Genomic DNA, 15,246 nt, shown 5'->3' with positions numbered 1-15,246 from the left:
AAACCACGGATTTTCACCTGATGGTCGATCCGCCCGATGTACTCGATCACGCCTTCGGCGCGGTAACGGGTCAGGTCGCCGGTGCGGTACAGACGCGCGCCGGTTTTCGAAAAGGGATCCGGGACAAAGCGTTCGGCAGTCAGGCTCGGGCGCTGGAAGTAACCACGGGCCAGGCCGTCGCCGCCGATCAGCAATTCCCCCGGGGCGCCGAGCGGATTGAGCTCCAGGTCGCTGCCGAGGATGTATAACGCGGTGTTGTCGATCGGCCTGCCTATGAATGGACGGCTGCTGTCCGCACTCAAGGCGTGCTGCGCCGACCAGATAGTGGTTTCGGTCGGGCCGTAGAGGTTCCACACGCTCGGCGTCAGTGCGAGCATGCGTTGCGCCAGTTCCTGCGGCAGCGCTTCACCGCCACAGAGGAACGTGCGGCCCGCCAGGATTGGCACCTGTTCATTGTCCAGCAGCATGCGCCAGGTCGAAGGCGTGGCTTGCAGCGCCGTCACGGCGTGACGCTCGATCAGTTCGAGCACCGCTTGCGGGTCTTGATGCACGTCCTTGCCGGTCAGCACCACACAGGCGCCGGCCAGCAACGGGCCGTAGATTTCCAGGCCGAAAATATCGAACGAGAAGGTGGTCAGCGACAGCATGCGATCGGCGGCACAAATGCCCGGCTGTTCGATCATGCTCGCGACAAAATTGCTCAGCGCCGCGTGGCGCACCATCACGCCTTTCGGTTTGCCGGTGGAACCGGAGGTGTAGATCGTGTAGGCCAGATGCTCGCCATTGACTGCCACGTCCGGCGCGGTCTGTGGATAAGCCGCCAGCCACTCGTGTGGTTGATCCAGCAACAGCGCTTGCACGCCCGGCGGGATCGGCAGCTGCGTCTGCAAATGGCTTTGGGTCAGCAGCAATTGCAGGCCGCTGTCCTCGATCATGTAGGCCAGACGATCCTGCGGATACGCCGGGTCCAGCGGCACATAAGCACCGCCAGCCTTGAGGATCGCCAGCAGGCCGACGATCATTTCCACGCTGCGCTCGACGGCGATACCGACCAGTTGATCCGGGCCGACGCCGGCCTCGATCAACTTGTGCGCCAGTTGACTGGAGCGGGCATCCAGCTCGCCGTAGCTCAGCACGTCTTCGCCGATGATCAGTGCAGTGGCCTGCGGCGTTTGCTGGGCACGCCGGGAGAAATCCTGCTGCACGCATTCGGCTTGCGCGCTGCGGTCGGCGCTGCGCAACCAGTCCTGCAACAGCACGCCGTGTTCGGCGCTGTCCAGCAACGGCAATTCGCCGACGCGCTGGCTCGGTGCGGCGACGATGCCGCGCAGCAGGTTCTGCCAATGACGCGCCAGACGCTCGACGGTTTCAGCTTTGAACAGATCGGTGGCGTAGGTCAGCTCGGCGGCAAAGCCGTCGCTGGATTCGTAGGTATTCAGCGTCAGGTCGAACTGCGCGGTGCGCCCTTCCCACTGCACATCCTCGACACTCAGCTGCGGCAACTGCGCCGCGCTACGTCCCTGATCACGGCTAGTCTGGTGGTTGAACATCACCTGGAACACCGGGCTGTGGCTCAGGCTGCGCTCCGGTTGCAGGGCTTCGATCAGTTGCTCGAACGGCAGGTCCTGATGCGCCTGCGCATCCATCGCCGCCTGTTTGACCTGAGCCAGCAACTGGTTGAACGGCAGTTGCCCGCTGACCTCGGCATTCAGCACCTGCGTGTTGACGAAGAAGCCGATCAGGCCTTCGGTCTCGACCCGATTACGGTTAGCGGTCGGCACCCCGACGCGAATCTGCGCCTGACCGCTGTAACGATGCAGCAACGCCTGGAACGACGCCAGCAACAGCATGAACAGGCTCGCACCTTCGCGCTGCGCCAGCTGTTTGAGGGCGTCACCGAGGTCTGCCGGCAGGTTCAGTTCCAGCCGCGCACCGCGCAGGCTTTGCACGGCCGGACGCGGGAAATCGATCGGCAGCTCCAGCACCGGCTGCTCGCCGCCCAGGGTCTTGACCCAGTAGGCCAACTGGCGCTCGCGCTCGCCCGCTTCCAGCCAGTGGCGCTGCCAGATCGCGTAGTCGGCGTATTGCACTTCCAGTTCCGGCAGGCTCAGCGGCTGCCCGGCGGTGTCGGCGGCGTAATGCTCGATCAGCTCGTTGACCAGGACTTTGATCGACCAGCCATCGGAGATGATGTGGTGCTGGATCAGCACCAGCACATGGTCGTCCGGTGCCACTTCGAGCAGCGCCACCCGCAGCAGCGGGCCCTGCTGCAAATTGAACGGGCGTGCGGTTTCGCTCTCGACGAAGGCCTTGATCGCGGCGTCTTCACCGCCAGCATCGAGACCCTCCGGCAATGCCGTCAGGCTGATGCTCAGCGGCAGCTGCGGGTGAATCACCTGGCAAAAGCTTTCACCCTGTTCGGCGAAAGTGGTACGCAAGCTTTCGTGACGCGCCGCCACCGCGTTGAAGCTGCGCTCCAGCGCCGCCACATCCAGCCGCCCCTTGAGGCGCAAGGCGCTGGGGATGTGATACGCGGTGCTGTGCGGGTCCATTTGCCAGAGGAACAGTTGACGTTCCTGAGCGTACGACAGAGGAATCGCCGCAAACCCGGAACGTGTTTCCGGGATCGGCAGGTTGGCCGGAGAGACGCCCTCTTCGAGCATCTTTTCCAGGTACAGCTTACGTTTGTCCAGCGGCAGAGTGATAAAGCGCTTGGCTACCCTCAAAGCAACACTCTTGTCCATCAGACTTCCTCCATATCGTCAAGCAGGGCTTCCAGCTTGCTCAGTTTCTGTTCGTTGATTGCCCCGCCTCCTGTATCGAGTCGAGCGACAAAATCGCTCAGGACGGGGTGCTGGAATAACAGTTGCGGGGTCAGCGTCAGGCCCAGTTCAAGAGCCATGCGCGACACCACGTTGACCGCCAGCAGCGAGTGCCCGCCGAGTTCGAAGAAGTGATCGTTCAGACCGATGCGTTGCACTTCGAGCACTTGCTGCCAGATCGCCGCGACCTGCTGCTCAAGCTCACTGTGCGGCGCGACATACGCGGCCTGCATCTGGCTGGCATCGACCGCCGGCAGGGCCTTGCGGTCAAGTTTGCCGTTGGGGGTCAGTGGCAACTGCTCAAGGAACAGCAGGTGCGCGGGAATCATGTAGTCAGGTAACGAAGACTTGAGGCCAGTCTTTAGTCCCTCGCGCAGTTGCCGCTGCGCGTCCCCGTCGTGCATCTCCAGTTGCGGAGCGACCACATACGCCACCAGTTGCGCGCCGGTGTCGCTTTCGACGGCCACCACCGCCGCTTCGTTGACTGCCGGTTGCGCGAGCAATCGCGCCTCGATCTCCCCCAGTTCGATGCGGAATCCACGAATTTTCACCTGATGGTCGATCCGGCCCATGTACTCCAGCTCGCCCTCCTCGCGCTGACGAATCAGGTCGCCGGTGCGGTACATGCGCTCGCCGTTGTCGACGAAAGGATTCGGCACGAAGCGTTCGGCGGTCATCGCCGCACGCCCCAGATAACCGCGCGTGATGCCGGCGCCGGACAGGTACAGCTCGGCCGAAACACCCTGCGGCACTGCGTGCAGATCGGCATCCAGCAGATGGCTGGCGCTGTGCTCAAGCGCGCGCCCGATCCGCGCCTGACCGCCAGCACTGCGGCGGGTCCAGGTCGAATAAGTGGTGTCTTCCGACGGGCCGTACAGGTCGTAGACGTGCTCGACCGTCGACTGCTGATACAACGCCTCCACCAGCGCTTGTTTCAGCGGTTCACCCGCCAGATTGATGATGCGCACGCTCGGCGGAATCTGCCCGGCTCGCTGCAGTGCAGCAATCGCCGACGGCACAGTGTTGATCAGACGCACCTGATCGCGCGCCGGCAGTTGCGGCAGCTCCAAGGCATTACGCGCGATGATAAGCGAGCCACCGTTGGCCAAGGTGACAAACAGCTCCCACACCGACAGGTCGAAGCACACCGACGTCGAGGCCAGCACGCCTTGGATGTCGTCGCGGCTATAGACCTTGGCCGACCAGTCGATCAGCGCCATGACGTTGCGATGGGCAATCGCCACGCCTTTCGGTTTGCCGGTGGAACCGGAGGTGTAGATCACGTAGGCGAGGTTGTCCGGCTGTACTGCAGTCTGTGGCGCAACAACCGAATAGTCGCTCAGCGACAGCTGATCCAACAGCAGCACTTGCGTATCGCCCGGCACGCTCAGAGTCGCGGCAACCGCCTGTTCGGAGAGCAACACCCGCGCGCGGCTGTCTTCGAGCATGTAGGCAACGCGATCCGCCGGGTAGTCCGGGTCCAGCGGCACGTAAGCGCCACCGGCCTTGAGCACCGCGAGCAAGGCAATCAGCAACTGCTCGGAACGTGGCATGGCCACGCCCACTCGCACTTCCGGACCAACACCCAGCTCGATCAGTTTGTGCGCCAGACGATTGGCCTGCGCATCCAGTTCAGCGTAGGTCAGTTGCGTATGGGCGAAGGTCACCGCCAAGGCATCCGGGGTCGCCGCCACTTGATGGGCAATGGCTTGATGGATGCACTGCTCGGTGGCGAAATCGCTATTCACTTGAGGGCTGTGTTCGATCAGGTTCAGCTCGCTGAGCGTGCGCTCACCAGCATCCGCCATCTGGCTCAGCAGACGCTGCAGATGCGCGCCCAACTGCGCCACGCTGGCCGCCGCGAAGCTGTCGCGCTGATAACTGAAATGCACCGATAGTTGCGCGCCCATGTTCACCAGCAGGGTCAGCGGATAGTTGGTCTGCTCCTGATTGGCCACCGCGCCGAAGCGCAGACCTTGCGGCGCACCGCGTTCCAGCGCTTCGCCGATCGGGTAGTTCTCGAACACCATCAGGCTGTCGAACAGCGCGTCACCGCCCTGCCCGGCCCAGCGCTGAATGTCCGCCAGCGGCGTGTGTTCGAACTCGCGCGAGGCGAGGTTCTGCGCCTGCACCGCTTGCAGCCAGGCGATCACGCTCTGCTGCGCGGACGGCGCAGCGATCACCGGCAGCGTGTTGATGAACAGGCCGATCTGCGCTTCGGCACCCGGCAGATCCGCCGGGCGCCCGGCGACGGTGGCGCCGAACGCCACGCAATCCTTGCCGGTGTAGCGCTGCAACAGCAGCAGCCACGCCGCTTGCACCACGGTGTTGACGGTGACTTTCGCGGCCCGGGCAAACTCACCCAGGCGCTGGCTCAGCTCAGCGTCCAGCACCTGGTAATGATCGCCGTAACCCACGCTCGGCAAACCGGCCTGCGGCCGTGCGATGGCATTGGCCAGGCGCGTCGGTTCCTGCAGGTTGCCCAGCGTCGCCCGCCAGTAGGCTTGCGCCGCCGCGCCATCCTGACGTTGCAGCCAGGCGATGTAATCACGATAACGACCCGCGCCACGGGCGACCGCTTCGCCGCTGTAGTGCTGCAACACTTCGCCGAGCAACTGCGCGCTGCTCCAGCCGTCCATCAGGATGTGATGGTTGGTGTAGATCAGGTGATAACGATCAACTGCGGTGCGCACCAGCACCAGGCGCATCAGCGGCGCACAGCTCAGGTCCAGGCCCAGTGCGCGCTCCTCATCGGCGAGGGTTTGCAGCGCTGCCTCCAGATCAGTCCTGCCGTGCCAGTCGAGCACGCTGAATGGCACCTCGACCTGACGCTGCACCACTTGCACCGGTTGCGGCAGATCGCCTTGCCAGAAGAAGCCGCTGCGCAGGATGTCGTGGGCATCCACCGCCGCCTGCCACGCCGCGCGGAAGCGTTGCGGATCGACGCCGTCGACGTCCAGACGCATCTGGTTGATGTAGTCGCCATTGCCGTGTTCGAGCAAGGTGTGGAACAGCATGCCCTGCTGCATCGGCGATAACGGGTAGATGTCGTCGATGCCTTGCGGCTCCAGCACCAGTGCGTCGAGTTGCGCTTGCGACAGTTGCGCCAGCGGGAAGTCCGACGGCGTCACGCCACGGTTGCCAGTGTCGCAGCAGTGGCCGATCAGCGCGGTCAGTTCATGCACATAGTCGTCGGCCAGACGCTGGATGGTGGCGGTGTCGAACATCGCGCCGCTGTAGGTCCAGCTCAGGTCCAGCTCACCGCCGAACACCTTGCTGTTAAGCGCCAGCGGATTGCCCAGCGGCCCTTGCAGATTGACCTCTGCGCCGCCGGACTCGCTGGTCGGCACGAACAGGGCATCGCTGGCAGCGTCGAAGCTGCCGTCGAACTGGCCGAGGTAGTTGAAGGTCAGGCGCGGCGCCGGCAAGGCTTGCAGGGTGGCACGCGCCGGCTCATCACCAAGGTGCGCGAGTGCGCCGAAGCCGATGCCTTTGTGGGGGATCGCCCGCAGCTGTTCCTTGATCTGCTTGAGCGACGCGCCGAGTTCGGTGGCCGGTGCCAGGCGTGCCGGGAATACGCTGGTGAACCAGCCCACGGTGCGAGTCAGATCGATGTGTTCGAACAGGTCTTCGCGACCATGGCCCTCAAGCAATACCAACGCATTGTCGTCACCGGTCCAGCGCACCAGCACCCGCGCCAGCGCGGTCAGCAACAGGTCGTTGACCTGGGTGCGATAGGCCGCCGGAGCTTCCTGCAACAGCTGACGGGTCAGGGTCTGATCGAGTTTGCTGCGCAGGGTCAGTGCCTGATCGTGTTGCTGACCACCCTGCGGCCGGTCGTAAGGCAAGGCCGCCGAAGCGCCCTGCAACTGCTGCTGCCAGAAGCCCAGCTCGGCCTGCAACGCAGGCGTTGTGGCGTAGTCCTGCAACGCTGCCGCCCAGGCTTTGAGCGCACTGGTCTTGGCCGGCAACTGCACGGCGTTACCGGCGAGAATCTGCCGGTAAGCACGTTGCAAATCTTCAAACAGAATCCGCCACGACACGCCATCGACCACCAGGTGATGGACGATCAGCAGCAGGCGCTGACTGCCATCAGCCAGGTTCGCCAGCACCGCGCGGATCAGCGAACCGCCGCTCAGTTGCAGACTGCGCTGGGCCTTGTCGCCCAGTGCCTCAAGGGCGGCGAGATCAGCGACCTCGACTTGCCAGAGAATGGTTTCCCCCGCTTGCGTGGCGACGTCGCGGTAGTGCGCCGACCAACCCGCGGCCTGCTCGACAAAGTCCAGACGCAAACTGTCGTGCTGCACCACCAACGCATCCAGCGCTTGCTCCAGTACCTGAGCGTCCAGTGCCTGAGTCGGCTTGAGCATCACCGACTGGTTCCAGTGGTGACGGTCGGGAATCGCCTCGGCAAAAAATGCCTGATGAATCGGCAGCAGCGCGGTTTCGCCGGTTTGCGCATGCTGATCGATGGGCTGCACCGCCTCGCCGGTCTGCGCGACGGCGGCCAGGGCCTGAATGGTCTGGTGCTGGAACAGGTCTTTGGGGCTGAAGCGAATCCCGGCCTGCCGCGCCCGGCTGACCACTTGAATCGAGATGATCGAATCGCCGCCCAGTTCGAAGAAGTTGTCGCTGACACCGACTTGCTCAAGCTTGAGCACGTCTTGCCAGATCGCCGCCAGTTGCTGCTCCAGCGCCGTCTGTGGCGCGAGGTAGGTCTGTTGCAGTTGGCTGACGTCCGGTTTTGGCAGGTTCTTGCGATCGAGCTTGCCGTTCGGCGTCAGCGGCATGCGCTCAAGACGCAGGACATACGCCGGCACCATGTGCGCCGGCAGGCTGGCCTTGAGCTGCGCGCGCAGGTGATCGGTGAACTCGGCACTCGCTGAATCACTGACTACGTAGGCCACCAGCCGCTTGCCACTGCCGGCGCTGCCTTCCTGCGCCACGACCACCGCTTCACGCACGCCGTCGAGGGCTTGCAGCGCCGCTTCGACTTCGCCCAGTTCGATACGGAACCCGCGAATCTTCACCTGATTGTCGATGCGATCCAGATAGTCGAACGTGCCGTCGACGCGCTGGCGCACCAGGTCACCGGTGCGATAGAGCAACCCGCCATGGGCGCTGAACGGGTCGGCGACAAAACGCTCAGCAGTCAGCCCCGGACGGTTCAGATAACCCCGCGCCAACCCGGTACCACCGAGGTACAGCTCACCGGCCATGCCTTGTGGCAGCAGGTTCAGATCGGCGTCGAGCACGTAGGCGCTGCGGTCGCCGATCCGGCTGCCGATCGGCGCGTAAGCGGCGCCGCACGGCTCTTCACGGCCAGCCTTCCAGATCAATGGGGTGACCACGGTTTCGGTCGGGCCGTAGCCGTTGATGATGTAGTCCGGATCGAGCGCGCGCTTGACCCGCTCGAAACTGGCGCTCGGCACCGCATCGCCGCCGAAGCAATAGATCCGGACTTTCGGCGGGTGGCCGACACGCTCGGCGTGTTCGGCCAGTTGTTGCAGGTATACCGGCGGGAACGCGACCACGCTCACGCGGTGTTCGATCATCGCGTTATAGGTCTGCTCCGGCGTCCACAACGTGTCGTCGCGAATCAGCAGCGAAGCCCCGTGGGTCAGGCTGGTCAGCCAGCGTTCGTGGGCGCCGTCGAAGGCGAACGACATGAAGTGGAATTCGCAGTCGCTTTCGCGCATTTCGTAGCGCTGACCGATGGCCTGGCAATGCATCGCCAGTGGGCCATGGGCAACGCTGACGCCTTTCGGATTACCGGTGGAACCGGAGGTGTAGATCACGTACGCGAGGTTGTGCGGATCGACTGCCACCTGTGGCGCCGTGATCGGCAATTCGCGCAGGTCGAGACGATCCAGTTCCAGCAACGGTACCGACTCGTCGACCGGCAACTGCGCCGACACCGACGAATCGCTGATAAGCAGCGCCAGCCCCGAATCTTCGATCAGATAGGCCAGGCGTTCACGCGGATAACTGGTGTCCAGCGGCACATAGGCACCGCCGGCCTTGAGCACCGCCAGCAGCGCGACGATCACCGCCTCGCTGCGTGGCAGGGCCACGCCGACCCGGGTCTCGGCGCCGACACCACGGGCGATCAGCGCGTGAGCCAGTTGATTGGCACGCTGCTCGATCTCGCCATAACTGAAGTGCTGACCGTTGAAGATCACCGCGGTGCGCTGCGGACGCTCGACCGCCAGCGTGGCAATGCGCTGATGCACAGCGATGTCCAGCGGGTACGGCTGCGGCTGGTTTTCGGCTTGTTGGCGGGCATGCTCTTGCGCGCTGGCCAGAGCGATTTCGCCAAGGTTGCGCTCGGCCGACACGGCAAACTGCTCAAGCAATTGCAGCAGATGGGCACTGATGCCTTCGATCACCTCACCGGCAAACTGGCTGCGGTCGAAGCTGTAGTGCAGCGCCAGTTGCTGACCGAGGGTGACCGCCACGCTCAGGGCGTAGTGGGTCTGCTCAAGGTTGCCGACATCACCGAATGTCAGGCCTTGCCCGGCCTGGCTCAGCGCCTGGGCGACCGGGTAGTTTTCGAACACCAGAATGTTGTCGAACAGCGCTTCCCCGCCCTGCCCGGCCCAGCGCTGGATGTCCGCCAGCGGCGTGTGTTCGAAGTCGCGCAGGCTGAGGTTTTGCGCCTGCACCGCTTGCAGCCATTGGCCAACGCTTTGGTCTGGACGCGGCGCGCCGATCACCGGCAGGGTGTTGATGAACAGGCCGACCTGTTGCTCGATGCCCGGCAAATCCGCCGGACGCCCGGCCACGGTCGCACCGAACGCCACCTCCTCATGACCGGTGTAGCGCTGCAGCAACAGCAGCCACGCGGCTTGCACCAGGGTGTTGACGGTGACTTTCTGCTGGCGGGCAAACGCTTCCAGCGCCTGAGTGCGCGGCACGTCCAGCGTCAGGTAATGGTCACCATGGCCGCTGGCGCGCTCGCCGCCGGTAGCGGCGCGGGCCAGTCGGGTCGGCTCTTGCAGCGTGGCCAACTGAGCGCTCCAGAAGTCCTGACTCAGTTGCGCGTCCTGACGCTGCAGCCAGGCGATGTAATCGCGATACCGTCCGCCGCCATGGGCCGGGGTGCGACCGCTGTAGCGCTGCAACACTTCGCCGAGCAACTGCGAGTTGCTCCAGCCGTCCATCAGGATGTGGTGATGGGTGTAGATCAGGTGCCATTGCTCGGCAGCGGTCTGCACCAGCACCAGACGCAGCAACGGTGCATGGCTCAAATCGAATCCTTGCTGACGCTCGGCATCGGCCAGCGCCGCAAGGGCTGCCGGCTGATCGTCGCGCTCGCGCCAGTCGAGAATGCTGAATGGCAACTGCACCTGCTTATGGACGATCTGCAGCGGTTGCGCCAGTTCGCCCTGCCAGACGAAACCGCTGCGCAGAATGTCCTGCGCATCGACGGTGGCCTGCCACGCGGCGCGGAAACGCTCAGGGTCAACGCCTTGCACATCCACGCGCAATTGATTGATGTATTCCCCCGCCGCTTGCTCGTAGAGGGTGTGGAACAGCAAACCCTGCTGCATCGGCGACAGCGGATAGACATCATCGAGCTGACCGGCCGGCACCGGCAGCGCATCCAGTTGCGCCTGGGTCACCCGAGCCAGCGGGAAGTCCGACGGCGTCGCTTGCGCAATGGGCAGCGTGCAGCAGTGTTCGATCAGCGCCTGCAATTCGCTGGCGTATTGATCGACCAGGTGCTGCACCGTGGCGCTGTCGAACATCTCGCGGCTGAAGCCCCAGCTCATCGACAGTTCGCCGCCATACACCTGACCTTCCACGGTCAGCCAGTTGCCCAGAGGCGCCGAAGGATCCTGCGCCACGCCGCTGGTTTCAACAGCCGGCACGAACAGCGCCGTCTCGTCGAACTGGCGGTCGAACTGACCGAGGTAGTTGAAGGTGATGCGCGGTTGCGGCAGCGCGGCCAGTTCGGCGCGCACCGACGGCGCGGCCAGATGCCGTAGCACGCCGTAACCCAGACCTTTGTCCGGCACCGCGCGCAGTTGCTCCTTGATCGCCTTGATCGAGCCGTCGAGATCAGCGCTGGCGGTCAGGTTGACCGCGAACAGACTGGTGAACCAACCCACGGTGCGGGTCAGGTCGACGTCATCAAACAGGTCTTCGCGGCCGTGGCCTTCCAGTTCGATCAGCGTGCCCGGCTGCTGGCTCCAGCGACTGATGGTGCGCGCCAGGGCGGTGAGCAAGAGATCGTTGACCTGGGTGCGATAGGCGGCGGGCGCCTGTTGCAGCAACTGACGGGTGCGCTCGGCGTCGAGGCGCCATTCGATTTTCTCGCCATGCAGGTTGTGCAGGCTGCCATCCGGGCGTTCGCAAGGCAGATCCCTGGCACCCTGATGCTGGGCTTTCCAATAACCCAATTGCTCATCGAAGCGCGACGCTTCCTGCGCCAGACGCGCAGTCCAGCTCTGGAACGCGCTGGTCTTCGCCGGCAACTGAATGCCGCCACCCGCCGCCAGTTGCTCGTAAGCCTGCTGCAGATCTTCCAGCAGCACCCGCCAGGAAACGCCATCGACCGCGAGGTGATGAATGATCAGCGCCAGTCGTTGCGAGCCGTCGGCCATCGTCATCAGCAACGCGCGCAGCAGCGGGCCGTTTTGCAGGTCGAGGTTGCGCTGGGCTTCGTTGCACAGTGCCTGCAACTGTTCGGCAGATTCGGCATCGCGTTGCCACAGCTCAGCGCCCGTCAGCAGCGGGCCGTGGCTTTGCTGCCAGCCTTCGCTGCCTTCGACAAAACGCAGGCGCAAGGCGTCGTGGTGATTGATCAGGTGGGTCAGCGCCGCATCGAGCCATTGTGCGTTCAATGCCTCACGCGGGGTCAGCAGCAACGACTGATTCCAGTGCTCGCGCACCGGCATCACCCGGCTGAAGAAATCCTGCTGGATCGGCCCGAGCACAGCGTCGCCGGTCACCGGCCCCTGATCCACCGAAGACAGATGATCGTGGCTCGCGACCAGCGCCAGACTGCGCACCGTCTGGTACTGGAACAGGTCACTCGGGCTGATACGGATCCCGGCCTGCCGCGCGCGGCTGACCACTTGAATCGAGATGATCGAATCGCCGCCCAGCTCGAAGAAGTTGTCTTCGAGGCCGACGCGGTCGAGGCCGAGCACAGCTTCCCAGATCGCCGCGAGGGCTTTTTGCATGGCGTCCTGTGGCGCCACGAATGCCTGTTGCGGCGCGGCATCCGGTTGTGGCAAGGCCTTGCGGTCGAGCTTGCCGTTGGCGGTGACCGGCAATTTGTCGAGGGTGATCAGGTAGGTCGGCACCATGAACTCCGGCAGACTGCCGAGCAGCCACGCCTTGACCTCTTGTTGCCACTGCTCGTCTGCCTGCGGATTTTCCAGCACCAGATAAGCCACCAGGTGCTTGCCGCCCTGCACCAGCACCACCGCCTCACGCACCAGCGAGTGCTGCATCAGGCGGGTCTCGATTTCACCCAACTCAATGCGCAAACCGCGCAACTTAACCTGATGGTCGAGACGCCCGAGGTATTCGATCACGCCGTCGGCACGCTGCCGCACACGGTCGCCGGTGCGGTACAGGCGCGCGCCGTCATGGAACGGGCACGGCACAAAACGTTCGGCCGTCAGCGCCGGACGCTGGTGATAACTGCGCGCCAGCCCGGCGCCGCCCAGATACAGTTCACCGGCGACACCGCTCGGCACCGGCAGCAATTCGGCATCGAGCACATGGGTGCGCAGGTTGGCGATCGGCCGGCCGATCGGCACGCTGTCCGCGCCTTCATCGACACAGGTCCAGTGAGTGACGTCGATGGCCGCTTCGGTCGGGCCGTACAAGTTGTAGAGGCTCGCGTTCGGCAGTTTGGCGAAGACTTGCAGTTGCGCATCCAGCGGCAACGCTTCACCGCTGCAGACAATCCGCTTGAGTCCGCTGCAGCTTTCCACGCCGGCTTCGTGAATGAACGCCTGCAACATCGACGGCACAAAGTGCAGCGTGCTGATGCCGTGGCGGTTGATGCTATCGATCAGTTGCAGCGGATCACGGTGCGCGCCCGGCACGGCTACCACCAGCCGCGCGCCGGTCAGCAGCGGCCAGAAGAACTCCCACACCGACACGTCGAAACTGAACGGGGTTTTCTGCAGCACCGAATCACTGGCGTCCAGCGCATAGGCCTCCTGCATCCAGCACAAACGGTTGACCAGCGCCGCGTGGCTGTTGCCGGCGCCCTTCGGTTTGCCGGTGGAACCCGAGGTGTAAATCACATACGCCAGGTTCAGCGGATCGACGCTGACTTCCGGACGGCTATCGCTGTAACGGTCGAGCAGCCCCGGCTGATCCAGGGTGATGACGTTTACGCCGTCAGTCGGCAGCGCTGCCAGCAGCGCCTGTTGCGTCAGCAGCAAAGTGATGCCGCTGTCCTCGATCATGTAGGCCAGACGCTCCTGCGGGTACTCCGGATCCAGCGGCACGTAGGCGCCGCCGGCCTTGAGAATCGCCAGCAGCGCGACGACCATTTCCACCGAACGCAGGGCGCAAACGCCGACCAGACTGTCCGCCTGCACGCCCTGTTCGCGCAGCAGATGCGCCAGGCGATTAGCTCGGGCATCCAGTTCGGCGTAACTCAGGGTCTGTTCGCCGAATACCAGCGCCGGTGCCTGCGGCGTACGCGCGACCTGTGCTTCGATCAACTGATGAATCGGCGTGTCGCTCGGGTACTGCGCGTGGACGTTGTTCCAGTCGTGCACCAGGGTGCGCTGCTCGTCAGCCTCCAGCAGCGGCAACTCACCGATGCGCTGCGACGGATCAGCGACCATCGCCGTCAGCAGGCGCAGCCAGTGCCGCGCCATGCGTTCGATGGTCGGTGCATCGAACAGGTCGCTGGCGTAGGTCAGTGCGGCGTGGAGCTTGCCGCCCTTCTCCCAGGTGTCCAGCGTCAGGTCGAACTGGGTGGTGCGGCTCTGCCAGTCGAGGCTGTCGAGTTGCAGGCCGGATGCGGTGCTGATGGTGGCGATATCGGCGACGTGCGGCTGATGGTTGTACATCACCTGGAACAGTGGCGTGTGGCTGAGGCTGCGTTCCAGCTTCAGCGCTTCGACCAGTTGCTCGAACGGCAGATCCTGATGCGCCTGGGCACCGAGCGCGGTTTCCTTGACCGCCCGCAACAGTTCGTCGACCCGGGTCTGACCGTGCAGTTGCGTGCGCAGCACCTGGGTATTGACGAAGAAGCCGATCAGCCCCTCGATCTCGCCGCGATTGCGGTTGGCGATCGGCACGCCGACCCGCAGGTCGGTCTGCCCGGTGTAACGGTGCAGCAGCGCATTGAAAGCGCCGAGCAGGAACATGAACACGGTGACCTGATGCTGTTGCGCAGTGCTGCGCAGTTGCTCGGCGAGTTGGCCGTCGACCGCAAACTCGTAACGAGTGCCGCGATAGCTCGGCATCGCCGGGCGCGAATGATCCAGTGGCAGCTCCAGCACCGGGTGTTCGTCGCCCAGTTGCGCCTGCCAATAGTCGAGCTGGCGCGCCTGCTCACCGGCCTCCAGCCAGCGGCGTTGCCACAGCGAATAGTCGCTGTACTGGATCGGCAATGGCGGCAATTGCGGCGTCTGACCGGCGTCGAACGCGTCGTAGCAACGGATGAATTCGTCGATCAACACGTTCATCGACCAGCCATCGGACACGATGTGGTGCAGGGTCAGCAGCAGCACGTGTTCCTGCTCGGCAAGCTTGAGCAAGGTCACCCGCAGCAAGGGGCCGACCGCCAGATCAAATGGCAACACCGACTGCTGTTCGGCGGCACGGATCACCGCCTGCTCGCGCTCACCGGCCGGCAGTGCGCTGAAGTCTTCCCGGTTAATCAGCAGCGGCGCGGTGGCTGGCACTTGCAGCAGGCTGTCATCGGCCTGGCGCTGGAACACCGTACGCAGGGTTTCGTGGCGCTCCACCAGACTGGCGAAAGCTTGCTCCAGCGCCGACTGATTCAGTCGACCATTGAGTCGCACCGCACCGGGCAGGTTGTAGGCGCCGCTCTGCGGATCGAGTTGCCAGAGGAACCACATGCGTCGCTGCGCGTAAGACAGCGCCTGACGATCCTCGGCTGCGATGCCGGCGGGTATCGGGAACCGCGCGACGCCCTCCTTGTGCAGGGCCGCGAGGAACATCTGGCGCTTTTCCAGGGGCAACCCGATAAACCGGCGAGCAAGTTTCAAGGAGTCTTCAGCATTCATTTCTCAGCATCCGGATCAGTAGGCAGGAAGCACAAAGGCACGTCGTCCCTATAAAACGAATACAGACCGGAAAAATTAGCGAATGAGAACAACTGTCAGGCGGGCGGTTGAGCGGCTTTTTTCATAAACACAAATCAAATGTGGGAGCGGGCTTGCTCGCGAAAGCGGTGTGTCAGTCAACGATGCAA

General features: G+C 64.0%; 2 protein-coding genes (1 of these 2 only partly in view). Both read right to left on the bottom strand.

Going from position 1 to position 15,246, the window contains the following annotated elements; all coding sequences use genetic code 11:
• Nucleotides 1–2,744 carry the 5' portion of a non-ribosomal peptide synthase/polyketide synthase gene (locus tag QMX91_RS06220; protein ID WP_282412417.1) on the bottom strand. The gene continues 12,253 nt to the left of window position 1, outside the view, so only the first 2,744 of its 14,997 coding nucleotides appear in the window; its start codon is at nucleotides 2,742–2,744; its stop codon lies off the left edge, out of view.
• Nucleotides 2,744–15,058: a non-ribosomal peptide synthase/polyketide synthase gene (locus tag QMX91_RS06215; RefSeq protein WP_282412416.1), complete on the bottom strand. Its 12,315-nt coding sequence runs from the start codon at nucleotides 15,056–15,058 to the stop codon at nucleotides 2,744–2,746. The genes QMX91_RS06220 and QMX91_RS06215 overlap by 1 nt, the downstream gene beginning before the upstream one ends.
• Nucleotides 15,059–15,246: the final 188 nt, after the last annotated feature.

This window comes from Pseudomonas sp. PS01299, from assembly GCF_029960145.1.
GTDB classification, from domain to species: Bacteria; Pseudomonadota; Gammaproteobacteria; order Pseudomonadales; family Pseudomonadaceae; genus Aquipseudomonas; species Aquipseudomonas putida_A.
The sequence above is the reverse complement of the archived record's forward strand: the minus strand, read 5'-3'. Positions and strand labels throughout refer to the sequence as shown.

Excerpts from the sequence above, each read along its gene's own strand:
- QMX91_RS06215 (WP_282412416.1), bottom strand. The coding sequence starts at position 15,058 with ATGAATGCTGAAGACTCCTTGAAACTTGCTCGCCGGTTTATCGGGTTG.